Source organism: Paenibacillus sp. HW567 (assembly GCF_000374185.1).
Lineage (GTDB): Bacteria > Bacillota > Bacilli > Paenibacillales > Paenibacillaceae > Paenibacillus_AQ.
The window spans coordinates 3295925-3322006 of record NZ_KB910518.1 but is presented as its reverse complement, the minus strand read 5'-3'; the positions used below and the strand labels follow the sequence as shown (position 1 = coordinate 3322006).

Sequence of the window (26082 nt, the reverse complement as noted above, 5' to 3'; positions counted from 1 at the left end):
GCGGCGAGTCTCCTAATTTGGAGGTTCGCTGCTTTTTGCTTCTGATTTCACCACGCCTTGCTTCGATTTCATACATTTAAGATTGTAGGTCCGGCCGTAGGTCTTGCCATAACTGACAATTCGGTCTAGCATACTGTGGTCCTTCAGCTTCGTAAACGGACAAGGGTCGGGAGCTGTATTCACTTCCAGAATCCAAGGCTTCAGGTGCTGGTCCAAGGCGATGTCTACGCCGATTTCCTGAAGACCCGGATAGGCGGCGCTTAACTGCCGGGCGGACTTCACACCAATTTCTTTCATTTCCGTAATCAGAGCTTCGCGCTCCTCTATGCTTGTGTAGGTGCTGAGCAACTCCTCGACCGGATAAATTGTCCCTCCTTGGCTTCCGTTCGTAACCACCTTGCGAGGATGTGCCACGCGTCCTGCAACCCCGGTAGCTTCCCATTCCTTATTAGAATTGCGCTGCACCATCACCCGGATATCGAAGGGGCGTCCATCGTAACTCAGCAGCCGGACCCCCTTTTGAACTAAATACGATTTCCCCAGCGTTTCTCTCAAGATTGCACGATAAGCCGTGTTGTATTCAGAGAATTTGTGCACCCGCGTACCCGCCTGATAGCGGTATTGCAGCCGTTTCTTTCGGCGGGCCGGATCACTGCTCCCTTTGCTGTTCAAGCCGATGCTGGCCGTTTTTTCCACCCGGATCACCCCCTGACCCAAAGATCCGCAGCATGGCTTGATGTACACCATCTTATATTTATGCAGCATCTCCTGCAGTACCCTCTGATTCATTTTTTTCGTTGCCGGGATATGCTGCTTTAGCTCCTGGCTCCCAGCCAGAACCCTGGTTTTGGTCAGCTTATTGGATATGCGGCTGATCTGTTTCTTCATTTGTATCCCTCCGTGCCAAAGGATCTATAGGCTATATTATGGGAATGGCCCGGTTTTTGATTGGGCAGCCACCCAGACATAGAACACACCGAAAGAATGTTACATATGCTTATTGTAGGTGTTTACCCATAAAGGCCGCGGCAAGCGGCAGAGCAGGAGGCGGCAATGATGCTGCTGGATGAATTGCAGGATAAGGTGCAGGAAGTCATTGGGGGCTATCCGTGGTACAAAGGGCTGATCGGCGGTGAGAAAACGAATTACAGCCTACAGGACCTGCCGCTTATGACGTCAAAAATACTGGAAACCTATTATTACACGGAGTCCGCTGACCCTTCTTTGTCCGTGTACAGGACGTCGGGTACAAGCTCGGGCCGCCGAAAATCCATCTTCTACTCCCAGGAAGACGATAGGCACTATATTGATATCAAAACAAAGCTGTTCGCAGAGCTTCTGGCGGGGAGCGGCTGCACAAGAGCAGTAGCGGACATGGGGACCGGACATGCAGCGAATACTGCGTTATCCATATTTGAACGGCTTGGCCTGGAAAATCATGCAATCCCCTTTGAGCTGCCCATCGAACAGCACATTGAACGGCTGCAAGCCTTTCAGCCGGATGTGCTGTACACGATGCCTTCCATTCTGGATCATATCGTATACGCCTCGGACAATCCGCGTGCCTTCGGCATCCGCAGAATTATTCTGGTCGGGGAAATTGCCACGCCAGAGTGGCAGCGGAATATGGCCCGCCTGTTCGGTCTGGAGCCGCGCGACATCATCGACACGTACGGCTCCATTGAAATCGGCACGATTGCTTATTACTCGCATGAGCTTGGCAGGTATATTGTTGCCGATGGAATCTATGCGGAAGGGATCGGGACGCAGGAGTTAGATGAGGAGCTGCAGCCGCTGGGTACAGACGAAAGCATCCTGGTGCTTACCTCGAACGTCCGCAAGCTGCTGCCTGCCATCCGTTTTGTTACCTATGACGTCGTTAGGGATTTCAGGCCCGTGATGATCGGCGGGGTGGAAAAGATGAGCTTCGAGTCCATCGTCAAACGGGTAGGCCGGGAGCTGAAGCACGGAGAAAAGATCAGCCTGTACGATATCGAACAGGTGGTATACCGTCATCTTGAGGATGCAATCATCCGGGTGAAAGTAAGAAGCAACGCACTGACTGTCTATATCAAGAGCAAATCCGCAGTTGACGCCACTGTTCAGGCCATCCGGCAGGAGATCAGAGAATGCATTCCGGAAATCGGCATGATGATCCGAAATCATCTGCTGAACGATATCGAGGTTATCATTGCTGCCGAAGATGAGCCGCTGGACAGCGGGCAGGTGAAGAATAAGAAGCTATATTACCAGATGGCTAAAGACAGGGCCGGGCTGAACCTGAATGGGGGTATTCTATCGACCATCGGAAATACGCCCTTAATCAAGCTTAGCAACCTGTTCCAGACGAACGGGCTGGGGGTTTACGCCAAAATGGAGCTGCTGAACCCCGGGGGAAGCGCGAAAGACCGTCCTGCCCTGCGGATGATTGAGGAGGCGTGGAGGGAAGGAACCATAGGGCCGGGAACGACCATCATTGAATCGAGTTCGGGAAACATGGCGATCAGCCTGGCTATGATTTGCAAATATGCGGGGCTGCGTTTTATCAGCGTGGTTGACCCCAGAACAACGGAAACGAATCTGCAAATCCTGAAGGCTTTGGATGCAACCATCGACTACGTTGTCCACCCTGACCCGGACACCGGCGAGTTTTTGCCTGCCAGGCTGAACCGGGTGCAGCAGCTCCTCACGGCAATACCGGGCAGCTTCTGGCCGAATCAATATGGGAACAAGAACAACTATCTGTCCCACTACCATACAACCATGAAGGAAATCGTGAATGAACTTGACCGGGTGGATTATTTGTTTTGCAGCGTCAGTACATGCGGTACGATCCGGGGACTTGCGGAATACGCGAGGGATCACGGTCTGGGGACCAAGATCGTAGCCGTCGACGCGGAGGGCAGCGCCATTTTTGGCGGAAATAAGGGGCAGCGGCGGTTCCCGGGACTCGGGGCCGGCATCGTGCCGCCCTTCTGCAGAAGAGATCTGATCGACCGTATCGTGCATGTCTCGGACCGGGATATCGTTCAAGGCTGCCGGGCGCTCGCGCGGAGCGAGTCGATTCTGGCCGGGGCATCCTCCGGCGGGATAATTGCCGCAGTTCAGCAGATGGAGCAGGAGATACCTCCGGGCTCTGTCTGCACGGTCATTCTGCACGACAAGGGGGAGCGTTACCTCGATACGGTATATTCAGACTCATGGGTTCAGCGCCAGTTCGGCGGAGAGCTTCCGTCTGAAGACGGAGATGTTCTCTCTTAACGGCAAAAGGAGGAAACAGCATGCTGTACTTAAACGACCGGGACATACGGGCAATAGGCTTTGATTGGCCTGCCCTTGTGGATTCGGTAGAATCTGCGGTGCGCATTCTTGATTCAGGTGATTACGCACAGCCGATAAAACCATACCTAAGATATAAAAACCTTCAAAACCGCATTATTGCAATGCCTGCATATATAGGGGGAGACGTGAGTGCAGCCGGAATCAAATGGATTTCCAGCTTCCCGGGCAATCTAAAATCCGGTCTTCCCCGTGCGCATAGCATCATCGTACTAAATGATCCCGTTACAGGCGAGCCTTCAGCGGTGCTGAATTCGCCAGTCCCTAGCATCGTCAGGACCGCTTCCATCAGCGGACTAATGCTCCGCCACTTTTTGGAGGCGCGTCCGCTGGGCCCTATTCAGCTCGGCATTATCGGCTGGGGCCCGATTGGGCAGCAGCATCTGCAAATGGCAACGGCTCTGTATGGAGAACGAATCGAACGTATCCGTATATTCGATATAAGGGGAGTTGATTTGTCAGAAGCTCCGCCTCTTTACAGGGACAGGATGGAAGCGGCAGAGACATGGGCGGATGTGTATCAGCATTCCAATATTTTCATTACATGTACCGTATCGGATTACCGTTATATTGATCTTCCCCCGGCAAAAGGCAGTCTGCTGCTGAATGTGTCTCTGCGAGATTATAAGCCGGAGGCGCTGGCTTCAGTGAACGCCATCATCGTCGATGATTGGGATGAAGTGTGCCGCGAGAATACGGACATCGAGCGGCTCTATCTGGAACAGGGGCTTACCCGTGCCGGCACCCGGATGATTACCGATGTTGTCTCCCGCCGCAGCCTGACGGAATTCACTGCGGATGAGCCGGTTTTGTTCTGCCCGATGGGGATGGCCGTCTTCGATATCGCTATAGCGGTATATTATGTGAAGATTGCAAGAGATAAAGGGATTGGGGCAGAGCTTGCGTAAGGGGAAGAAAATTGGACGAATAAACATCGAAAACCCGCCCGGGTGAGCGGGTTTTCTGTGAAAGCTTTTTACGTGGTGGCCGGGTTAGTCAGTGTGTGCGACGGCGCGGATTTCAATCAGTTGATGCGGGAACGCCAGCCCCGACACGCCGATGAGGGTAGCAGCCGGCCGATGGTCACCCGTATATTCCTTGTACAGAGCGATGCATGGCTCGAAATGCTCTTGCGGGTTAGTCAGAAAGATTTCCATCTCAGCGATGTTCGACTTAGTGACACCAAATCCCGCCAATACGCGATCGAGATTTTGCAGTGTCTGCCGGGTCTGCGCTTCGATATCACCCTCGCCAATGAACTCGCCCTGCATATCATGGGCAAATTGTCCCGAAATGTAGATGGTGCCGTTAACGCTGTAGCCTTGGGTGACGCTGAAGGCTTCTTCCCATGCAACGCCATGATTGTAGATTTTAGCAGTAGTCAATTTTTTTCTCTCCTTTTCTTCAAAGTAAGGCTAGTATAAAATGAACATAAATAAATGAGTAGTACGCACTTTTTTGATAGGTACTACCCGGAAGGATAGCGTAAGATGAGTATAGCTGACTATAAGAAGGCTACAAGTATTCAAGAAACCCCCTTTGGTTACACGTTGTCAGTGATTGGCGGTAAATGGAAAATGGTTATTCTGTATCTCCTGGCAGAAAACCAAACGGTTCGCTTTAATGATCTGAAAAGACAAATCGGCGCGATAACGTTTAAAACATTAAGCTCACAGCTAAAAGAATTAGAAGCGGACGGTCTGGTGAACCGGAAGGAGTATCCTCAAGTTCCCCCTAAAGTCGAATACAGTCTTACAGCTAAAGCGGAAACACTATTGCCGGTTTTGGAGAAATTATGTGAGTGGGGCGAAAAAAACCAAACTAATTAAATCCAGTATGCTTATTATAGAAAGGATCTGGGTAAGGATGATTGGAATTTTAGCAGGTATGGGACCCAAATCTACAGGGCCTTTTGTCGATAGGGTGGTGGACCAGTGCCAGCAAATATATGGCGCCAAGTATGACATTGATTTTCCCCATATGATGATCTATTCATGTCCGACACCTTTTTACATGGACAGGCCAGTCGACCATGCGGCTATGGAAAAGGCTATTATTGACGGTGCCCAAAAGCTGGAGAGAACGGGTGTGGTTTTTATCGCAATTCCTTGCAATACGGCACATTTGTATTATGAAAATATAAAAAATTCCGTTTCTGTGCCTGTGCTGAATATAGTGGATGAGACCATTCTGAGGCTGCCGAAGACTGCTGAAAAGATTGCGCTGTTAGCTACACCCGCCACGGTTCAATCTGGCATTTATCAAAAGAGTCTGGAAAACCTTGGACTTGATTGTCTCCACCAGGATCACTGGCAACAATGGGTGAATGCCATTATTACCAACATAAAAACAGGTGAAATCCAAGAAGCAAATGTGTTGTGGCAACGATTGTATTCGGAACTGGTGCGGAAGGCAGACGTCGCTATACTTGCATGTACTGATTTAAATGTAGTTGCTAAAGGTAGTGCAGAAGAGCTTGTCCTGATTGATTCGTCAGAGTGTCTGGCGCAAGCTGTGGTGAAGAGGTATGTTCATGCAAAAGAAGAGGGCGAATAACGTCCTCTTCTTTTTTGCAGGTAATTAAGGGACTCATGAACTGTAAATCCGTTCGTCATCCTCACCTTCGAGCGTCCGCACCTCGATCCATTTCATAGCTGTAAAAGCCTTCATTCCGTGCCGGTCTCCTCTGGCTATTGTAAATATTCCGCCTGCCTGTGCGGCGGCGGGCAATCCGTTCAGAACCGCTTCTCCTTCACCGGATAAGATGATCCAGCTCTTGCCGGAATGCTCACAGAGTATTTCGGGCAAGTCATGATGTGGCAGCAGGGACAATGAAATTGTAAGCACAAGCTTCGAACCATTCATAGTCCGGTCCAGGACGGTAAAGCTTCCCCACTCGGGTTCCCCGTATTTCGGTTCCCCCGCAGCATTCTGCAGGATTTCTTTTATCGCGTTCGCTTCGCCTTTACCGGCAATCAGAATCCCCTCGGGACTTCCTACGGCGACTATGCCGGACACACCGATTACATGCAGCGGAATGTTCAATTCATTGACAATATGGGTATTCCGGCATGCTCCCCACATCCCCCCGGCGCCAATCACCGGTTCAGGGAGTTGGGCGGTCAGCGTATCCCAGCTTCCCAGATCCAGCCACTCGCCTTCATGGCGCAGCACGACGGCTTTGCTGCTGCGTTCAGCCACCTCCTTGTCAAAGCTGCGGACCGGGAATTCGGGATACAGCTCTGTAAAGGCGTCGAGCTCAGCGGGCAGCCCCATCTGCTGTACATGCGACAGCATAAAGCGCAGCGGAAACGCAAAAACTCCGCAGTTCCACAGCGCATGCTCACGGATCAATTCCGCAGCTCTGGAGCCGTCTGGCTTTTCTTCAAAGGAAATGACCGGGGAATACGCTTCGTCTGCACCCTCGCCCGGAACAATATAGCCGTATTGGTCCGATGGATGAGTGGGCCTTGTCCCAAGCAACACAAGCTCGGCCTGGGAGACGGCTAATATGTCAGTGAATTGATGAAATAACCGGAAGAAGCCGTCATCGGCAAACATATCGGCCGGGGCTACACATATCGTATCTTCCGGCTTCGCTTTCCCTGTGGAATACAAGTAGAGGGCACCCAGCGCTGCTGCGGTGAAGGTGCCGCGTTTATGCGGCTCCCCAATCACCGGATATCCATTCCGGGTATGCCGCCGCGTCAGGCCTATTTGCTCCTGGTGGGTGACGAACAATGCGGATTCACCAAGTCCGGCGTGGTCGAGCTGACGGCATACCCGTCCGATCATCGACTCCGTGCCGCCGTCCGGTGCAGGAAGCAGATTCAGAAACATCTTGGAACGGATACGGCCCGACAGCGGCCACAGCCGCTGGCCGGAACCGCCGCATAGAAGAATGGTATGCAAGGCTGTCTGCCTCCTTAGTGCTTGGCCGGAATGGAGTATCCCTTACGCTGGTGGAACGAAAGCGAGCGGTAGGTACGGGCCAGCTTCTGAATCTGCTCTTTGCCCAGGGCGGCCGCCGAGGTTTTCAGCGAGGTATTATTGGCGTTTCTGAGCAGCACCGAGGCGCTGTTTCCGCTGTACACATAATTGGCATACGTCTCAAATTCGGAGAAGCCGAACTGTCTCCGCTTGTCGATGCTGCGGAGAATGGCGGCATGCCACGATACTCCGTGCCGGGCTTCGATTTTTCTTTTCAGTCCGGCCAGCTTTGCTTTTTCGAACAGCATGTAATGGGTGACAAAGGATTTGGGGGAAGGGGCGGCAGTACCGAGCAGCTTCCGGTAGGTGCGGAAATATTCCGGCTGGCTCCAGTTGCGGCAGTAAAAGATGCTTTTCCCCCCGGAACGGAACCGGTGAGGCTTAATCAGCACCGTATCGGCATCAATGACGAGAAAAAAGCTCTCCCGGCAGATATGGTCACCGTTCATCTTGAGTAGCTGCTGATACAGCCAGCCGGAGCGGTTCCAGCGGGGAGAGGAATAATGGATATCTTTTTTGGTAAAGGGCAGCACAGTGGTTTCATTGACAAAAATACAGCCTTTGCGTGTGCACAGACTTCTGATCCGGGTGCTGTTGGGCGAGACAATGTAGATGTTGCTGATGGGATGGCGGACATGGCGGCGAAGGCCGTCTATCACATGGCGGAGGGTGGCCAGATCTTTTTCAATGGCCGGGATCAGGATATCTATGGGAGGTCCGCTGTTCGTTAAGCCTGCTGAAGTAGCTGACATAAGATCATCTCCGTGCACAAATTGACATATAAGGCGTCTGCATTAATGTATGTCGGGTAATCGCTTTATGACCGGGCAGAGGCCGCCGTGAAGCCAATCTTCCTGCTCTGGCAGATGAACGCAAAAAAACTCCAATCCAATTGACATTTCTGCTGTTATTTCTGATCAAGCCAGCCAACCTTACGGTTTTCCTTGTTTTCCCTATATTTAGTTCATTTCGTAAGCGATTGCCTTGGCGAGAGTAAACCTATGCTTGCGATTGTATAGATGTCTATGTATAATAAGGTCATGCTTAAATATAACGCTTTATCATTGATCAGCAAGATTCGCACCGAGGCTTACAAGATGATCGTTTCCGAGCTTGAGAAACACGGCGTCGAGGGTATTGTCCCTTCACATGGCGATGTGTTGATCTTTCTTTATGAGCAGGATGGCTTGTCTGTCAAGGAGCTTGCGAACAAGATTCACCTTACACAGCCTACAGTGACTGTCCTGATCAACAAGCTGGAGAAGCTGGGGTATGTGAACAGAATAAAGAGCGGGGAGGATAGCAGAGTAACTTTAGTAAAGCTTACAGAGAAGGGCGTTGCGCTGCAGCCGGCATTTCGGGACATATCGGATAAGCTGAATGAAGCCATTTACGGCGGTCTCAGTCCTGCGCAGCGGGAGGATCTTGAATTTCTGCTGGAGCATATTTATAGAAGATTCTAAATAGTTTTTAAATTTTTTTGCATAATTATATAGATATCTATCAATCATAAGCAAGATGATATTCAACCAAATTCAATCATCGGAGGTAATAACAATGAAACATCTAGTCGTATATGCCCATCCCAATCCTGAGAGCCTTAACCATGCCATTCTGGAGACAACGGTTAATGCACTGAAGAAAAAAGGTCATGAAGTCGTAGTACGTGATTTGTACGCACTTGATTTCCAACCGGTGCTTAAGCCTGAGGATTTCGTAGGCATCCGCAGCGGACAGACTCCGGCAGATATTCTTGCTGAACAGAAATATATTACGGATGCGGAGGTGGTCACCTTTATTTACCCGATCTGGTGGACAGGGCTTCCTGCGATTATCAAGGGTTATGTTGACCGGGTATTTGCTTACGGCTTCGCGTATGCTTATGGAGCAAATGGTATTGACAAGCTGCTTGCGGGCAAAAAAGGGTTCATCATCAATACGCACGGCACTCCGAACGAGTACTATGATCAAATCGGAATGACTGCTGGACTCAAAATTACTTCCGATACCGGTATTTTTGACTTTACGGGAATCGAAGCGGTGGATCATTTGCTGTTTGGCGGTATTTCTGCAGCCGACCCGGAAGCTCTCAAGGAGATCCTCGTTCAGGTTGAAGAAAAAGTAACCTCTTTATTCTAACCGAAAGCTTGCTTATTATCGGGCCTGCCGTTGTCCCGGAGACAGCGCCGGGCCTTTTTCTGCTCATAGTCCACCGGAAAAAAGGGAATATTAATGACGCTGATGCATAACGTCTTTGCGGAAAAGCGCTAGTTGCTGGCCTGCTTGTTCCTTTACAATCCTCCCGGCGAATTATATAATAACTTTAATTGTATATAGTTTTACCCGGAGGAGCCTGCCAACAGCGGGCTCTTTTTGTGTTTTTTTATGGAAATTTAAGTAAGGAGGTAAATCTTATGACTCTTAGACAGGGCAGTGAAAGTATTTTGGTATGTGTCCATTATGGTCCGCACGGACAGCGTCTGATTCAGAGGGGGAGCCGGTTATCAGGATTGTTAGGCGCTCCATTATGTGTGCTAACCGTAGATTCTTCCAAGGATAACGAGTACAACTCTGAGAAGGAGCAATATATCTCGGGATGGGAAACACTCACTAAGGAAGCTGGCGGAGAGTTTTTAATCAGAAAATGTATAGGCAAGAAGACGGCCGAAGTTATTGTGGATACTGCCCGGGAGCGGGAAGTCACGCAGATTATCATCGGCCAGTCGGGCCAAACCTTATGGCAGGAGATCACCCGGGGTAATTTTATCAATGAATTAATTGAACTGCTCGGCCCGATTGATCTCCATATAGTAGCTGTACAGCGCTATCCTGATCTCTTGGAACAGACCCATGAAAAAGGCTTCACTGCTTATCTGGTGAAACAAGACAATGATTATGTGCTTGCGGATGAAGTTGAAGGTGAATCGCCGATAAAGGGGATGTTTTTCCGCGAACTGGATACGGATTTCAACAGTGGTTTGTTCAAAATCGTGGAGAACGGGGAAGCGCAGTATCTGCGGATTCTGCAAGGCGTCTGGGTAAAGCCAGTCCAATAGAATATTGATTAAAATGAGGGGGGAGTGTTTGGCTGTGCTGCATGCTTCAATTGTGATTCCATTTCTGCTGGCGGTTCTGATCCCGCTCATCAAGCGTTTTCCGCGTTTTCACGCAGGGTGGGCAGTTCTGCCTGTTCCTGCGGCTCTTTTCGTATACTTCCTGACGAGGATACCGGAGATTCAGGCCGGGCACAGCACGGTCGCCACAGTGGGCTGGATGCCTTCGCTGGGGATCAATATCACGCTGGTACTGGATGGGCTGAGTCTCCTGTTCGCGCTGCTGATTACGGGAATGGGGGCGCTGGTCGTTTTGTATTCCATTTTCTATCTGCAAAAGCGGACAGAATCCATACGGAGCTTCTATATCTACCTGCTCATGTTCATGGGAGCGATGCTAGGCGTTGTGCTGTCCGATAATTTAATGGTGCTGTATGGGTTCTGGGAGCTGACCAGCATTACGTCATTCCTGCTGATTGCCTTCTGGCACCGGCGGGAGAGATCGCGCTATGGGGCGCTCAAGTCCATGCTGATTACGGTCTTTGGCGGACTCGCGATGTTCGCGGGGTTCAATCTGCTGTACGTGATGAGTGGAACCTACAGCATCCGGGATATATTCTTGCAGGCAGGCGAGCTGTCGTCCGAACCGTTGTTCCTTCCGGCTATGCTGCTGATTTTGCTCGGAGCGTTCACCAAGTCCGCTCAATTTCCCTTTCATATCTGGCTCCCGGATGCGATGGAGGCACCGACTCCGGTCAGTGCTTATCTTCATTCCGCTACAATGGTTAAGGCAGGACTGTATCTGGTAGCCAGGCTAAGCCCCGTATTCGCGGGTCAGTCCGAATGGTTCTGGCTGGTCTCACTTTGCGGACTGGTTACGCTCCTGTACGGATCGTTCAAAGCGATAAAGCAGACAGATCTGAAGGCTCTGCTGGCCTTTTCGACAATCAGCCAATTGGGTCTGATCATGTGTCTCCTGGGACTTGGCTCTGCGGCAGCCTTTTTCACAGGTACAGAGGAATCAGTGTTCTATTCACTGGCTACAGCAGCGGCTGTGTTTCATCTCATCAACCATGCCGTATTCAAGGGTACGCTGTTCATGGTGGTCGGCATTGTAGACCATGAGACGAATACCAGGGACTTGCGCAAGCTGGGCGGACTGATGTCCATTATGCCGGTTACCTTCTCGGCAGCGCTCATCGGAGCCTTTTCGATGGCTGGTCTTCCGCCGTTCAGCGGCTTTCTGAGCAAAGAAATGTTCTTCACCGCTGTGCTAAATATCCGGGAATTCAATATTTGGAGCGGGCAGGCCTGGCTGATGCTGTTTCCTGTCCTAGCCTGGATCGCCAGTGTATTTACTTTTGTGTACAGCATGATTCTGGTCTTCAGAACCTTCACCGGCAAGCTGCAGCCGGAGAAACTGGATAAGGTTCCGCATGAAGCACCGGCAGGGCTGCTGTTCTCACCGGTATTACTGGTTTCGCTGGCGGTGGTATTTGCTTTTTTTCCGAAACTGCTGACCTCCTCCCTGATTGAACCGGCAGTGGCTGCGATTCATTCTGGGCGGCTCCCGGCGGAAAATCTGCACGTCTCCATTCAATTCTGGCACGGCTGGACTCCTGAAATTTTCATGACGATGGGCGTTGTCGCAGCGGGTGCGCTTCTGTACAGAGGATTCAGCAGATTGCGGATTCTGGACCGCGGGTGGAGCGGAAGGGATTCACTGAATCGCTTATATGATTTGGGCATACGGGCGCTGGAGGGCGGTTCGGCCCGATTCACCAATCTGTATATGACCGGCTCAAACCGGCATTATTTACTGTATATCTTCGGGTTCTTCATCTTTGCTCTGGGAAGCACACTGCTTGGGGCGCAGGGAATTACTCTGGGTATGGCGGATTACGCGCCAGTGTCGCCATACGAGGTGCTCATTGTTGCGGTCATGCTCGCAGCGGCTATTGCCGTGCCTTTTGCCAGGTCGAGAGTCAATGCCATTCTGTTCACCGGCGCGGTTGGCTACATGGTGACGCTGCTGTTTGTCCTGTTCCGTGCTCCTGACCTTGCGCTGACACAGATGATCGTAGAGACGGTATCGGTGATTCTGTTCCTGCTATGCTTCAAATTCTTGCCGAAGCTGAAGAAGGAACGGGAGAAAGCTTCCTTCAAATGGCTGAATCTCATGATTGCCGTGGGAGTTGGCCTGACAATGACAGTGATTGCGCTGGCAGCTATGGGCAGCAGCCCATTTGCGCCGATCTCTGAGTTTTTCCTTAAAGAAAGCTATTCTCTGGCCGGCGGCAAAAATGTGGTGAATGTCATTCTGGTAGACTTCCGGGGCTTCGATACGCTGTTCGAAATTATGGTGCTGGGCATTGCCTCGCTTGGAATTTATGGTCTGGTGCATCTGAGAATGGAGCCTGGGACGCTGATGCCACCAGACAAAAGGAGCCTGAAGACAACCGGCTTCCCGCTCCGCAGCAACGATGTGATCCTTCGGACTATGTCCAAGATTGCCGCACCGATTATGGTCATATTCTCGATTTATTTGTTCTTTGCCGGACATAATCATCCGGGCGGGGGCTTCATTGGAGCCCTTATGACCTCCGCTGGCCTTATTCTGGTTGCTATTTCACTGGGGATGGATACTGTCCGCAGATTTCTTCCGGTCAATTACCGTATTCTGACGGCTGTGGGATTGCTGATTGCGATTCTGACAGCCGCAGGCTCCTTCGCTTTTGGAGCGCCTTTTCTGAGCCATTCCTTTGGCCATTTTACGCTGCCGATATTGGGCGATACGGAGCTTGCAACAGCGGTCCTGTTCGATCTCGGCGTATATGTGGCGGTCGTCGGCGTGACGATGAATATTATTTTTACCATAGGAGGGGATGAATGAGATGGAATTGATTATGGCCATTGCGGTCGGTGTGTTATTTACGGTTGGAGTATACCTGATCCTGTCCAAAAGCCTGTTGCGCATCGTGCTCGGCACCTCCCTGCTTACACACGGCGTTCATCTGCTGCTGCTGACTATGGCCGGACTGAAAAGGGGTGCGGCTCCGGTATTGGGCGGCCAAGCGGATACCTATGTAGACCCGCTTCCGCAGGCGCTAATTTTGACCTCTATCGTGATCAGCTTCGGTGTTACGGCCTTCTTCTTCGTGCTGGCCTATCGGGCCTACCAGGCACATGGGACAGATGAAATGGATGCCGTCCGGGAGGAGAAGCAATGAATAATCTTGTGGTACTGCCAATTCTGATTCCTTTGTGTACTGCGGTCCTAATGATATTTCTAAAAGAAAAGGTGCTGCTGCAGCGGTTAATAAGTGTATTCAGCGGCGTTCTTAATGTTGTGCTGTCGTGCATCCTGGTGTCCCGTATTGATGGGAACGGCATTCAAACTCTCCATATGGGAGGCTGGGCTCCGCCTTATGGCATTGTTTTTGTGGGCGATATGTTTGCCGCACTGCTGGTGCTGACGGCCTCTGTGGTAAGTCTCGCAGTTCTGCTCTATTCCTTCGGCAGCATTGGGGTGGAGCGGGAGAGAACGTACTACTACACTTTTTTTCATTTTCTGCTCGTTGGTGTATACGGGTCGTTTCTGACGGGGGATATCTTCAACCTGTTTGTCTTTTTTGAAGTGATGCTTATTTCTTCCTACGCATTGATTTCACTGGGAGGAACGAAGCTGCAGCTTCGGGAGGCACCAAAATATCTGTTGATCAACATTGTGTCCTCGACGCTCTTTGTGGCGGCGGTCGCCTACTTGTATGCGGCGGTGGGCACGCTGAATATGGCTCATTTATCGCAGCGTGTGGCTGAGGCCGGGCAGGGCGGTGTCCTGAATGTCATTGCAATTCTCTTCCTGATTGTGTTCGCGCTGAAAGCAGGGCTGTTCCTATTCTTCTGGCTCCCCGGCTCTTATATCGCGCCGCCAGCAGCGGTCCGGGCCTTGTTCGGCGCTTTGCTGACCAAAGTGGGAGTGTATGCAATGATTCGTACATTTACACTTATTTTTGTCAATGATCCTGATTTCACGAATGGCTGGATTGCCTGGATGGCGGCGGTTACGATGATCCTGGGCGCACTCGGCGCAGTCGCGTATAATGATATTCCCCGCATTCTGAATTACAATGTCGTCGTCGGTGTAGGATTTGTGGCCTTCGGGCTGGCTTCGGGAACGTCAGATGCACTGAATGGAGCGGTTTTCTATTTGCTTCACGATATGCTTGGCAAAAGCCTCATGTTCATTCTCGGGGGGCTGATCATTGCGGCGGAGGGTACAGATCAGCTTAAGAACATGGGGGGAATGATCAAACGTTATCCGCTGCTGGGCTGGAGCTTTTTCGTTATGGCGTTGGCGCTTGCCGGTATGCCTCCATTCAGCGGCTTCCCCGGCAAAGTGCTGATTATCCGTGGGGGACTCGATTCGGGAATGCTGACGTTATCCCTGATCGGGCTGGGCTCCAGCCTGCTTGTGCTGTACTCGCTGATCAAAGTGTTCCGGCTGGCCTTCTGGGGCAATGAACCGGGTACGGAGCAGCCTAAGGTGAGGCTCAAAGGCGGGACTGCGGTTGCGGCCGGTCTGCTCGTTCTGGTCATGATGATGGGCCTTGGAGCAGAGTGGGTAAATTCCTATGTTACACAGGCGGGGGATGTGCTTGGTTCTCCCGAGCTTTACATTAAAGCTGTAATGAAGGAGTAGATGAGCATGGCAGTACTGTTCTATTTGAAGCGTCTGTGGTCCATTGTGAAGCTGCTGGCGCTGTTCCTGCGGGAACTGGTGTTATCCAGCTTTGCGGTGATCCGTCATATCATTCGTCCCAGATTGGCGATGCGTCCGGGCATCTTTGCCTATGAAACCGCGCTTACCTCAGACTTTGAGGTTACGCTGCTCTCCTGTCTTATTTGTCTGACACCGGGAACACTTACGCTGGAAGTATCGGGAGACGGCCAGACTCTGTATATTCACGCGATGGATATTGCGGACGCCGGCGAGCTCTCCCGGCAGATCAGGGGAACCTTTGAAAAAGCGATTATGGAGGTGACGCGGTCATGATTTCGGCGCTGCTTAATGTTGCTCTGATGATTTTGGCGCTGGGGATAGCAGCCTGCCTGTACAGACTGCTTCAAGGTCCCACCCGTTCAGACCGGATTGCTGCGCTGGATACCATCGGTATCCATCTGCTGGCGCTGATTGCGGTGCTAAGCATGCAGCAGAAGACAGAGGATTATATTGAAATTATTCTTGTCATCGGTATTCTGACGTTTATCGGAACAACGGCGTTAGCCAGATACATTGAAAGAGACACTGTGTTCGAGCGGGGAGGTGATGATCATGATCGGTGAACTGCTGATTGGGGGGCTTGTTCTGTTAGGTGCATTGTTTTGCGGACTTGGGGCCTTTGGGCTGTTCCGGCTTCCGGATGTCTATTTACGTTCCCATGCTGCAACCAAAAGTGCGACCCTTGGCGTATTATGCGTATTGTCAGGGGCCTTTCTGTTTTTCTTTTTCTATATGAACGTAGCCAGCGTCAAGCTGCTGCTTGCTATCGTGTTTGTCTTCATCACCTCCCCGGTGGCGGGCCATTTAAACGGCCGGGCCGCTTACCGCTCTGGCGTGCCGCTATGGAAGGGCAGTGTGCAGGATGATCTGAAGCCGGTGCTGGAGGAGCGTCAGGAGCAGGCTGATTCGCAGCAAAAGTAAATTTTTACTGGATATCCGCAGCCCCAGACTGTACAATATTAACCGTCTTAAAATTTGCAACGAAGAAGGTCCTGCAATTGAACGAAAATCATACGCACAAGCTGCTAAATACCTGGTTCGATTTCAAGTTCCGGCTGCTGGCCGGAGGAATTGCTGTCGGGGTGTTATCTGGAAGTGTTGTGGTGCTGTTCCGCTATGTGTTGGAAGCTAATCTGGAGAATGTTCTCAGATTCTATCACTATCAGTTAGAACATCCTTGGCTGATTCCTCTATGGCTGATCGTGCTGGTGCTGGCCGGATGGGGAACCGGTATACTGGTCAAAATGCAGCCGGCAATCTCTGGAAGCGGTATTCCCCAGGTGAAGGCGGTATTGCAAAATAAACTGGAAATGAACTGGTGGAAGGCGGTTAGCGCCAAATTTGTAGGAGGTACAATCAGCATAGGTGCCGGGCTGTCGCTGGGCAGAGAAGGCCCCTCGATTCAGATTGGGGCGCTGATGGCCCAGGGCTTCAGCCGTCTGCTGCGAAAGACCAAGACAGAGGAGCATATGCTGATTACCTGCGGGGCCAGCGCCGGGCTGGCTGCTGCATTTAACGCCCCGATAGCGGGAGTTATCTTTGCACTGGAAGAGGTGCATATGAATTTTTCCCCCTTAGTAATGATTGCTGCGTTGGCTTCATCGCTGACGGCTGACTTCGTCTCCAAAGAGTTTTTCGGGATGAGTCCGATTTTTCATTTTTCGGGAATCAGCACTATTCCGCTTGGTCAATATTATCACTTGATTATTCTGGGTATAATTGTTGGGATCATGGGGATTTTTTTCAACAAAGGGATTTATGCTTTTCAGGATTTATATAAAAAAATGACCTGGCTTCCGGCCCAGTTCAGACCTGTTGTTCCTTTTTTGCTGGCCGGTGTACTGGGCTTGTGCCTGCCCTCTGTACTCGGAGGAGGAAATAATCTGGTAAATGAGCTTGTTGAAGGCCCATTTGGATTAAAGCTGCTCCTGCTTATCCTGGTTGTTAAATACTTGTTCACAATGCTCAGCTACGGCTCAAGCGCCCCCGGAGGAATATTCCTGCCTATGCTCGTAATCGGCAGTCTTATTGGTGTAATATACACCAAACTGATAAATGGAATGACCGGAGGGACTACCCTGAATGAGAGCAGCTTTCTGATACTCGCGATGGCCGGCTACCTTACTGCAAGTCTCAAAGCGCCTATCACGGGAATCATTTTGATTACGGAAATGACCGGCTCTTTTAGCAATCTGCTCTCAACCGGCGTTGTTTGCCTCGCTGCTTATATGACTGCTGAGCTGTTCCGTTCCCATCCTGTTTATGAAGTACTCCTGGACCGTTTTCTCCATCAGGGGCATGAAGAAAAGTCTGCAGAATCCTCAACCAAAGTTATTCTGGAGATTCCGATTCATCATGGGTCACTGCTGGATGGCCTATGCATTAAAGATTTCTCCTGGCCAGCACAATGCCTGATTGTTTCAGTAAAGAGAGGAACGAAGGAAAATATTCCCGATGGCGAGTACGTTCTGGAGGCTGGAGATTATTTAACCATTCTCACCGGGGACCGGAATGCCCCGCTCGTTCAGAAATCTTTGACACAGGCTGCTAACCTTGCAATTGATTGATAGGAGCATTGTATTAATTCGCGCGGACTTCCTGTTTTTCTCAATTAACGGTTATCAAGAACCGATATAAAGAATAGCATCTGATGATGTAATACAAACTTGGAGGAATCAACATGCCCTACACAATGGAAGTAAACGTTCAAAAGAATCAAGTGGTTGTCAAAGCGTTCGGTCTTACAGAAGAAGATGTGCCTTCATACATAGCGGATTTTGAAAATGCGATGAAAAAGCTGAAGACAGGATTCACGGGAGTAACCGATGTTACCGGGTCCAAATCCATTCTTACGCCTGAGGTTGCCGCCATGCTTGCACCTACAGGAGACGTAGCAGTTGCTCATGGAGTCGCCGGATGGGTATATGTGGCAGATTCACCGGTATGGAAAATGCAGATGAAGAGACTGTTCGGTAATTTTGCAGTGCATTATCCGACTTATGAAGAGGCGGATGCTTACCTGCAAAGCCTGACTAAATAATTCATAATAGCTTAGTGGAGGTCCTGCGGGACCTTCATTTTTTTTGCCCGGTTCAGGCTTAAATCAGGCTTATGAAAAAAATTTCTCTCCAAAATTTTCTGGATAAGCAACAGAGCTAACATAACCGGCTGCCTTAAGCTGATCGCTGAATCTCCGGAATGCCAGTAATATCAAGGGGTTCCGGCTGCTTGGGACATGACCGGACAGGGCGTATGAAAACGGATTTATATGCGGCTGTAGACGGCTTGTCCATCCATTATTGTAAACGTAATCATGTGATGTTATCTAATCTGTCGCACTTGACGCGACTGAAAAGCCTTTGTTATGGTTTTTATAAGGCTGAGGCCAGCCGATAGATGATTTCGCAGTTAGGAGGATGATTAATTTTGATCAAAGGTATTATTTTCGATTTTGATGGCACTATTATTGACACTGAAACTGCCTGGTACACCGCTTTTAAAGAAGCATATGAGGAGCACGGGGTAGAATTGACGCTTGAGCAGTATTCGGGCTGTATTGGAACGAGTCTGAACAGCTTTAATCCTTATGAATACTTGATGACTGAGCTTAACCTGGACATTAACAAGGAAGAATTCAGAGCAGCCGTTCGGGCGCGGCACGACAAGCTCATGGAGGTTGAAACCATCCGTCCGGGCATTCAGCATTATCTGGATTCCGCCAGAGCAGCCGGACTGCGTCTTGGGCTTGCCTCCAGCTCCTCCCTGGAATGGGTTGAGAAGTATCTGAAGCAGCTCGGCATCCGCGAATACTTTGATTGCATCCGTACTTCCGACCATGTGAAGAACGTGAAGCCTGACCCGGAGCTGTATAATCAGACGTTGTCATGCCTTGGTCTTGCACCGGAGGAAGCGATTGCGATTGAGGATTCTCCGAACGGCTCAAAGGCTGCGGCAGCAGCGGGAATTCAGTGTGTGGTTATCCCGAATGAGATTACCCGCTTCCTTGAATTTGATGCTGTGCATCACCAAATCGAAAGTCTCGGGGAACTTGATTTCGACCAGGCTGTCCGCCGGGGACGTGTTGGCAACATAAGCTGAACTACGAATGTGTCATCTAACTTCTTACAAGGGGGGAGTTCTTATTGAGAGCCGTACATTTCGGAGCAGGCAACATAGGTAGAGGGTTCATCGGCCCTGTGCTGTCTAACTCCGGTTACGAAGTATGTTTTGTCGGAAGAAACAAACGGAAGATTTCACAACTGCGGGAGCGGGGCTGTTATCCTGTGACGCTGGCCAACGACAACCGGGACAGCTACATCGTTAATAATGTTACAGCCCTCGATTTGGCGGATACGGAGAAGGTCGCCAAGGCTATCGCGGAGGCAGAAATTGTTACAACTGCAGTAGGGCTGTCGGCCCTTAAGGATATAGGGGGCACGATTGCGCAGGGGATCGAACTCAGGCTGCAAAACAGCAGGAACATCAAACCTCTGCATGTCTTTGCCTGCGAAAACGGCGTTAACAGCAGCGAGAAACTAAAAAGCTCGGTGTACGGTCACATGGAGCAAGAAGTCAAAGCGCTTGCCGACAGTTTCATTGCTTTTCCGAGTGTGATGGTAGACCGCATTGTTCCTGTTCAGACCCATAAAGATCCGCTTGAAATCCTCGTAGAACCCTTCAGTGAATGGGTGATTCCCCGCACGGACATGATCGGCAGTTATAAGGAGATTAAAGGAGTCCATTACGTAGAGAAGCTTGACCCATACCTCGAACGTAAATTATTCACGGTAAATACCGGTCACTGCAGTGCAGCTTATTTCGGTTATTTGGCAGGCTACTCGACAATTCAGGAAGCAATGTCCGATCCGGCAATTGTCGCCCGCGTCCGCGAGGTACTGGAGGAGACCGGAGCTGTCTTGATTAGGAGATATGGGTTCACTCCGCAAGCCCACGCGAAGTATATTGACAAGATTCTGGAGCGTTTTCGCAATCCCAACTTTAACGACAAAATCACGCGAATTGCCCGTTCCCCGCTCCGCAAGCTTTCTCCAAGGGACCGGCTGGTGTATCCGGCCATGCTGGCCCATGAGCTGGGCCTGAAGACATCCGGCCTGGTCTCGGCGATGACCTCAGCGCTGCTGTTTCATCACTCTCCCGATCCGGAGGCTATGCAGATGCAGGAAGCTATCCGCCGGTATGGATTAAGTGAATTCCTGTCCGCCCATTTGAACATTCCCGCTGAACATCCACTTCATGAACGTATAATCCAGGAATATCAGAAGCACTTTATAAGCCTTTCCCAAAGCCTGTAGGTGCAGCTTAAACAAACGGAATTTCGGAACATGATTGTCATGTTTTGAGGTTCCGTTTTTTTCTGAAATAGGTTGATAACCTATCTACTTTGTGCTTTAATGCAGTAGTAACACGGATGCGGGCGGCTGTTATTTTTTTGAAAGGAAATGAATTGTTTTATGAAGAGATCATTGAAAAGCATTTTGAATAGGCCGATTTTAGTGTTTAGTTTTGTGCTGCTGCTGAAAAGCGCTGTGGCCTGGTTTGTTGTTTTTAACGACGGCCCCAATTGGAGCATGCTGTACACGGAAATTCCTTTTTTCATCATTGTATTCAGCCTCATTGAGTGGCTCTCCTCGAAGCGGAAGATTCTGTATTACATGATCGCCAACTTGTTTATTACGATTATTTATTTCTCCGTTCTGATGTATTACAAGTATTATGGCGTTATTGCTACTTACCATGCCTTGCAGCAGGCGGATAAAGTCACGAAGGTCGGAGAGAGCACGTATTCCCTGATTACGCCTTATTATCTGTTTATTTTTGTCGATATTCTCTTCTTCCTGTGTCTTATGTTTCGTCCTAAGTACATTGCCATATGGAAGGAAAGAGGTCTGTACCGTATGAGCCGGCCGGTCTTGATTACTGTTGCCGTTGCTTCATTCGCGCTCTGTATCTTCAACATTTGGCCCAATCGTGCAAGCATGAACGAAATCAAGAAGGCGGAGAGCATGGGGATCTTGAATTATGAGGTCTACACGCTGTTTGCGGACAGCACAGAGAAGGAAGAGATCATTGACAGCAAAGAGATTACGCAGCAGGCCGTGGATAAGCTTAAAGGCGTCCCGACTCCACAGTCACCGCAATACTTCGGCATTGACCAAGGGAAAAATCTGATTGTAGTGCAGATGGAATCGTTCCAGAACTTCCTGATTGGACTTAAGATAGACGGACAGGAGATTACCCCGAATATTAACAAGCTGGCCCAAAGCAATACGTATTTCAACAATTTCTATACCAATGCGGGCCAAGGCACTACCTCAGATGCTGAGTTTGTGGTGAATTCTTCTTTTTATGTGCCCAAAAACGAGCCGGCAACCTCTTCACCCTATATGAAAAAAGCTGTGCCCAGCCTGCCGAGACTGCTGAGTGAGAAGGGGTATTTTACGGCTACTTTTCATACCAACAGTGTGGAGTTCTGGAACCGCAGGGCGCTGTACAAGGCGTTAGGCTTTGACAAATATTATGACCAGTCCTTTTATGGCGATGACGATCATATTGCGTTCGGTTCCTCGGATGAAGTCCTGTTCAAGAAGACGGTACCGGAGCTGTCCGCTCTCGATGCCAAGGATAAGCCGTTCTATGCAATGGTGATTTCCATGAGTGCCCATCATCCCTTCCGGCTGCCGGAGGAGAAGTTCAAGATGAAGCTGCCGGAGCGCTACGAAGGCACACTGCTGGGCGACTATATCCAGTCCCAGAATTATGCGGACTATGCAATGGGGCAATTTCTGGATGAACTGAAAGAGAGCGGGCTGTGGGATGATAGCCTGATTGTGTTCTACGGGGATCACCAGGGTGTCCCGATGTATACCCTTGGCAACGACGAGAAGGAATTGCTGAAGGAGCTGGTCGGCCATGAGTATGGCTACACCGATATGTTCAACATTCCGTTCATTGTCCATTCACCAAGCGGGTCGCTGCCTGCCGTGATGGAGCGGACGGGCGGACAGATTGATATTCTGCCGACGGTAGCCAATTTGCTGGGAGTCTCGCTGCAGAATCAATTGCATTTTGGTGAGGATCTCTTGAATACACAGAGTAATCTGATTCCCTTCAGACATTTTTTGCCGACAGGGTCTTTCGTGAACAACACGAGTATTTATTTGCCGGGGAATGATTACGAGGATGGCAGTAACTACAGGCTGAGCGATAATGCAGAGGTCAAAGACGGTTCCACCGAAGCGCAGTTTGAAGCCGCCGAGCGTCTGCTGGATATGTCGAACAGTTATCTGCTGCAACTGCCGGAACGGCAGTAGCCTGGAACAGTAAGAATGGGGGAGACCCTGATCTTACTGTTTTTTTTTGTTAAGATTCATCCACCTGTCCGTTAAGCTCTTCGAAATAGTGGTAGACCCCGTTCAGAATGTCCACTAAAGCGTCGCTCTGCTCTTTACCGAGATAATCAATCATGCCCTTGAACGTATCGCGGATTCTGGCAACCGCTGTATCGGCAAAACGTTCTCCCTTGTCCGTTAGTGTAATTCCGCTGACTCTCTTATCCTGCGGATCGCTGGAGCGGGTGACATAACCTTGCGCCAGCAGACTGTTCACCATTTGGGTGATGGTCGGGGAAGTGACCTTGTGCAGCCTGCTGATGTCCGAGACCGTGAGTCCTTGCCTGCCTGATTTCTCTGTGCCCATCCGGATCGTCACGAGCACGCGTATTTCACTGGGCTTCAGCGGGGAGGTATTTGGCTTTTGCCAGTTTATCTTGGAGAATTGCTGAAATACCTCCATTAAGTCGTCAACCTTCGCATATCTGTCTTCGTTCATGTGTACACCCCATAGGCTTGTTTAGCCTAATTATAGTCCAGACTGTGAAATAAAAGAAAGGAAGGGACAGGAAGTGTGTGATCACTAATTCACAAACAGCGAAGTAAGCGCATACATAAAGTTTTGTGCTAATCGAGTTTCTTGAAAACAGCCCATACAAGCAGAATTAGACATACGCCTAGCGCAATGAGAACGAACGGAAACCACACCGGTGCGGAAGCTGCGGTCAGACTGATCGGGCCCATCCTGGAATTCACCTCCTTTCTTATACGGCTTATAGCTCTTATTCTGCGGGATTGTAGAGAAGTGACGTCTGGTATTTGTTCAGAAAAGTAATCCATTCCTCCGAAGGCTTCTCGTCCGTAACAATATAATCAATCTCGTCAAAGCCGAACAGCTTGATAAAGGCGATCCGGTCAAACTTGGAATAGTCGGCCAGGAGAACGGCTTTGCTCGCCTGCTGGCGCATCAGAATCTTGAGCTCGCTTTCGGCTTCGTTCGAGTCGCTCAGTCCGCCTGTCATCGAGAGCGCTTTGCAGCTAAACAGCGCGACATCCACATTGTATCTCTGAATGGTATGGGAGGCACTTGGCCCGACAAAGGAGTTCGTCTCGGCTCCCAGCACTCCGCCGGTGGAAATCAGCTTGTGTCCGGAATGCTGGAACTCGGACAGGACGACAAGGGAGTTAGTGATGATCGTCAGATTTTTTTTGGCTTCGGTGATTTTCTTCAGGGCTTCAAAGGCTGTAGAGCTGGTGTCTGTCATCAGGCTGTCCCCGTCATTGATCAGCTCCAGGACGTTTGCGGCTATATTCCGCTTTCCTTCAATATGAATCGCATGTCTGTGGGAGTAGGAGGGGTCCTCATTGGTGTGGACGTTCAAGACAGCGCCCCCGTAGCTTTTCTTGGCAATGCCTTCTTTGTCGAGCTTCTCCAGGTCTCTGCGGATGGTCTCCTCAGAGACATCGAAATTCTGGGCCAAATCGGCGACATGGACTTTCTTGTTGCGGTACAGCTTGTTGATAATGAGCTCACGGCGTTCAAATGCTCTCACTGGGGCGGCCTCCTTGCTATAACCTATCTGTGTTCTTATTCTACTATAACTTCTAAGATAAATAAAAGCATAATCCACAAATAAACCACACTATATTTATAAAACCACATAAATTCACTATATTAGTGTGGTTTTATATTGACATTGGATTCTTTGGATTTTATGATGAAACAGATGGAAACGCTTTATTGTTCTTATCCTACGGAGGAGGTTATAAGGCATGACAACACATTATCCCACAATCGGAATCCGCCCTACGATTGACGGGAGACGCCGCGGCGTGCGTGAATCGCTTGAGGTTCAGACGATGGGGATGGCGGAGCGGGTCGCAGCTTATCTGCAGGCAAATCTGCGTTACCCGGACGGCTCACCTGTAGAATGCGTTATTGCAGATTCCACCATCGGCGGTGTGAAGGAAGCAGCGGCTGCGCAGGCTAAGTTCTCCGGCGCAGGTGTAGGCGTGTCGATCACTGTGACGCCTTGCTGGTGTTATGGCTCAGAGACGATGGATATGGATGCCACGATTCCCCATGCGGTGTGGGGATTTAATGGTACGGAAAGACCCGGCGCCGTGTACCTTGCCGCTGTGCTGTCGGCGTATGCCCAGAAGGGCATTCCGGCCTTTGGAATCTATGGGGAGGATGTGCAGGATTCGGGAAGTGAAGACATCCCTGCCGATGTTCAGACGAAGCTGCTGCAGTTCGCCAGATCGGCGCTGGCGGTTGCTCTTATGAAGGGGACCTCTTATCTGTCGATGGGTTCGGTATCTATGGGGATTGCCGGTTCGATTGTGAACGACTCATTCTTTCAGGAGTATCTGGGCATGCGCAACGAATATATTGATATGTCTGAATTCGTCCGCCGTTTCGAAGAGGGAATCTATGATCAAGATGAATTTAAGCGCGCGCTGAAATGGACGAAGGAGAACTGCCGGGTGGGACCCGACAATAATCCGGTGCATTTGCAGGTCAGTGATGAAGTGAAGGAATCCCAGTGGGAGACCTGCGTCAAGATGGCGCTTATCGGCCGTGACCTGATGGCCGGCAATCCGGTGCTGGCGGAGCTTGGATTTGAAGAGGAAGCCCAAGGCCACAATGCGCTTGCTGCGGGCTTCCAGGGGCAGCGTCAATGGACAGACCACTTCCCGAACGGCGATTTCATGGAGACAATTCTGAATTCGTCCTTCGATTGGAACGGCAGGCGGGCGCCTTATATTCTGGCTACGGAGAATGACAGCCTGAACGGCGTGACAATGCTATTCAATTATCTGCTGACGAATACGGCACAGATCTTCGCCGATGTCCGCACCTACTGGAGTCCGGCTGCCGTGAAGCGTGTCACCGGCTACGAGCTTGAGGGCCAGGCGGCAGGCGGTCTGCTCCACCTGATCAACTCCGGCTCCGCCGCGCTGGATGGCGCCGGTGAACAGACGGCAGATGGCCAGCCTGCCATCAAGCCGTTCTGGGAGATTACGGACGATGAGGTGGAAGCCACTCTGAAGGCTACAGAGTTCCGGCCGGCTTCGCAGGAATATTTCCGCGGGGGCGGCTTCTCCACCGACTATCTGACCAAAGGCGGCATGCCTGTGACTATGGCCCGTCTCAATCTGGTCAAAGGGCTGGGGCCGGTCCTGCAACTGGTGGAAGGCTATACGGTGGAGCTTCCCGAAGCGGTGCACCGCACCTTGGACGAACGCACTGATCCTACCTGGCCGACCACCTGGTTCGCACCCAATCTTACCGGAGCCGGCCCGTTCAGCTCCGTATATGACGTAATGAACAATTGGGGAGCCAATCACGGCGCCATCAGCTATGGGCATATCGGGGCCGATCTGATTACACTGGCTTCGATGCTGCGTATTCCTGTTTGCATGCACAATGTAGCGGAATCGAAGATCTTCAGACCGCGCGTCTGGTCGATGTTCGGCACGGAGACTCCCGAAGCTGCCGATTACCGGGCCTGCCGCAATTTCGGACCGCTGTATTAATACTAATCTATGAAGCGGGCAGGTGCAT

24 protein-coding genes and 1 pseudogene are annotated in these 26082 nt (G+C 50.6%); 19 read left to right on the top strand and 6 right to left on the bottom strand.

The annotated features are described in order from the left end of the window. Window positions 1-12: 12 nt before the first annotated feature. Window positions 13-888 carry a YheC/YheD family protein gene (locus B212_RS31510; protein WP_019911754.1) on the bottom strand — a complete coding sequence of 292 codons (876 nt, stop codon included), beginning with the start codon at window positions 886-888 and terminating at the stop codon, window positions 13-15. A gap of 165 nt (window positions 889-1053) precedes the next feature. Here B212_RS31510 and sbnA point away from each other — a divergent pair, with 165 nt between their 5' ends. Next, a complete protein-coding gene (gene sbnA, locus B212_RS35805) occupies window positions 1054-3261 on the top strand; it encodes a 2,3-diaminopropionate biosynthesis protein SbnA (RefSeq protein ID WP_332258063.1) in 2208 nt (735 codons plus the stop codon). Window positions 3262-3281: 20 nt separating this feature from the next. Continuing rightward, entirely contained in the window at window positions 3282-4247 is a 966-nt protein-coding gene (locus B212_RS0115200) for a hypothetical protein (protein WP_019911752.1), read from the top strand. Between the two features lie 84 nt (window positions 4248-4331). On the opposite strand, the gene B212_RS0115195 is transcribed toward B212_RS0115200, so the two are convergent. Next, window positions 4332-4724, bottom strand: a complete 393-nt coding sequence (locus B212_RS0115195) for a RidA family protein (RefSeq protein WP_019911751.1) — start codon at window positions 4722-4724, stop codon at window positions 4332-4334. 105 nt (window positions 4725-4829) lie between these two features. Here B212_RS0115195 and B212_RS0115190 point away from each other — a divergent pair, with 105 nt between their 5' ends. Next, window positions 4830-5168: a winged helix-turn-helix transcriptional regulator gene (locus B212_RS0115190; protein ID WP_019911749.1), complete on the top strand. Its 339-nt coding sequence runs from the start codon at window positions 4830-4832 to the stop codon at window positions 5166-5168. A 37-nt stretch (window positions 5169-5205) separates the two neighbouring features. Next, window positions 5206-5895: an aspartate/glutamate racemase family protein gene (locus B212_RS0115185; protein WP_028530854.1), complete on the top strand. Its 690-nt coding sequence runs from the start codon at window positions 5206-5208 to the stop codon at window positions 5893-5895. A 33-nt stretch (window positions 5896-5928) separates the two neighbouring features. Here B212_RS0115185 and B212_RS0115180 read toward each other — a convergent pair whose 3' ends face one another. Both B212_RS0115180 and B212_RS0115175 read right to left on the bottom strand, forming a co-directional pair. Continuing rightward, a complete protein-coding gene (locus tag B212_RS0115180; RefSeq protein WP_019911747.1) occupies window positions 5929-7251 on the bottom strand; it encodes a sugar phosphate nucleotidyltransferase in 1323 nt (440 codons plus the stop codon). A 14-nt stretch (window positions 7252-7265) separates the two neighbouring features. After that, window positions 7266-8081: a DUF6492 family protein gene (locus B212_RS0115175; protein ID WP_019911746.1), complete on the bottom strand. Its 816-nt coding sequence runs from the start codon at window positions 8079-8081 to the stop codon at window positions 7266-7268. 288 nt (window positions 8082-8369) lie between these two features. Here B212_RS0115175 and B212_RS0115170 point away from each other — a divergent pair, with 288 nt between their 5' ends. The 14 genes and pseudogenes from B212_RS0115170 (at window position 8370) to B212_RS0115105 (ending at window position 22496) form a co-directional block, all read left to right on the top strand. After that, entirely contained in the window at window positions 8370-8792 is a 423-nt protein-coding gene (locus B212_RS0115170) for a MarR family transcriptional regulator (protein WP_028530853.1), read from the top strand. Between the two features lie 94 nt (window positions 8793-8886). After that, window positions 8887-9468, top strand: coding sequence for an NAD(P)H-dependent oxidoreductase (locus B212_RS0115165; protein WP_019911744.1), 582 nt, complete (start codon window positions 8887-8889; stop codon window positions 9466-9468). 275 nt (window positions 9469-9743) lie between these two features. After that, the gene (locus tag B212_RS0115160) at window positions 9744-10385 is read left to right on the top strand and encodes a universal stress protein (RefSeq protein ID WP_019911743.1); all 642 of its coding nucleotides are present in this window, start codon (window positions 9744-9746) and stop codon (window positions 10383-10385) included. A gap of 28 nt (window positions 10386-10413) precedes the next feature. Beyond that, the gene (locus tag B212_RS0115155; RefSeq protein WP_019911742.1) at window positions 10414-13275 is read left to right on the top strand and encodes a Na+/H+ antiporter subunit A; all 2862 of its coding nucleotides are present in this window, start codon (window positions 10414-10416) and stop codon (window positions 13273-13275) included. Between the two features lies 1 nt (window position 13276). Continuing rightward, window positions 13277-13612, top strand: a complete 336-nt coding sequence (locus tag B212_RS0115150; protein WP_028530852.1) for a Na(+)/H(+) antiporter subunit C — start codon at window positions 13277-13279, stop codon at window positions 13610-13612. Further along, window positions 13609-15084, top strand: a complete 1476-nt coding sequence (locus B212_RS0115145; protein ID WP_019911740.1) for a Na+/H+ antiporter subunit D — start codon at window positions 13609-13611, stop codon at window positions 15082-15084. Before B212_RS0115150 ends, B212_RS0115145 begins: the two co-directional genes overlap by 4 nt. A gap of 18 nt (window positions 15085-15102) precedes the next feature. Then, a pseudogene (locus tag B212_RS35385) lies at window positions 15103-15438 on the top strand (Na+/H+ antiporter subunit E); the annotation flags it as partial. Then, window positions 15435-15728: a Na(+)/H(+) antiporter subunit F1 gene (locus B212_RS0115135; RefSeq protein ID WP_019911737.1), complete on the top strand. Its 294-nt coding sequence runs from the start codon at window positions 15435-15437 to the stop codon at window positions 15726-15728. The pseudogene B212_RS35385 and the gene B212_RS0115135, both read left to right, overlap by 4 nt. Further along, window positions 15712-16086: a monovalent cation/H(+) antiporter subunit G gene (gene mnhG / locus B212_RS0115130; RefSeq protein ID WP_028530851.1), complete on the top strand. Its 375-nt coding sequence runs from the start codon at window positions 15712-15714 to the stop codon at window positions 16084-16086. Before B212_RS0115135 ends, mnhG begins: the two co-directional genes overlap by 17 nt. 77 nt (window positions 16087-16163) lie before the next feature. After that, window positions 16164-17732 (top strand): ClC family H(+)/Cl(-) exchange transporter, encoded by a 1569-nt coding sequence (locus tag B212_RS0115125; protein ID WP_019911735.1) that lies wholly within the window; start codon window positions 16164-16166, stop codon window positions 17730-17732. A gap of 113 nt (window positions 17733-17845) precedes the next feature. Beyond that, complete coding sequence (locus B212_RS0115120; RefSeq protein WP_019911734.1) at window positions 17846-18205, top strand: hypothetical protein; 360 nt, start codon at window positions 17846-17848, stop codon at window positions 18203-18205. 386 nt (window positions 18206-18591) lie between these two features. Next, the gene (locus B212_RS0115115; RefSeq protein ID WP_019911733.1) at window positions 18592-19263 is read left to right on the top strand and encodes an HAD family hydrolase; all 672 of its coding nucleotides are present in this window, start codon (window positions 18592-18594) and stop codon (window positions 19261-19263) included. A 44-nt stretch (window positions 19264-19307) separates the two neighbouring features. Then, complete coding sequence (locus B212_RS0115110; RefSeq protein ID WP_019911732.1) at window positions 19308-20477, top strand: mannitol-1-phosphate 5-dehydrogenase; 1170 nt, start codon at window positions 19308-19310, stop codon at window positions 20475-20477. 159 nt (window positions 20478-20636) lie between these two features. Next, the gene (locus B212_RS0115105) at window positions 20637-22496 is read left to right on the top strand and encodes an LTA synthase family protein (RefSeq protein WP_019911731.1); all 1860 of its coding nucleotides are present in this window, start codon (window positions 20637-20639) and stop codon (window positions 22494-22496) included. A gap of 49 nt (window positions 22497-22545) precedes the next feature. On the opposite strand, the gene B212_RS0115100 is transcribed toward B212_RS0115105, so the two are convergent. Together B212_RS0115100 and B212_RS0115090 are read right to left on the bottom strand one after the other, a co-directional pair. Beyond that, the gene (locus B212_RS0115100) at window positions 22546-23013 is read right to left on the bottom strand and encodes a MarR family winged helix-turn-helix transcriptional regulator (protein ID WP_019911729.1); all 468 of its coding nucleotides are present in this window, start codon (window positions 23011-23013) and stop codon (window positions 22546-22548) included. A gap of 283 nt (window positions 23014-23296) precedes the next feature. Further along, window positions 23297-24067, bottom strand: coding sequence for a DeoR/GlpR family DNA-binding transcription regulator (locus B212_RS0115090; RefSeq protein ID WP_019911726.1), 771 nt, complete (start codon window positions 24065-24067; stop codon window positions 23297-23299). A gap of 220 nt (window positions 24068-24287) precedes the next feature. Here B212_RS0115090 and B212_RS0115085 point away from each other — a divergent pair, with 220 nt between their 5' ends. Then, window positions 24288-26054, top strand: a complete 1767-nt coding sequence (locus B212_RS0115085; protein ID WP_019911725.1) for an L-fucose isomerase — start codon at window positions 24288-24290, stop codon at window positions 26052-26054. The last annotated feature ends 28 nt before the right edge of the window (window positions 26055-26082 follow it).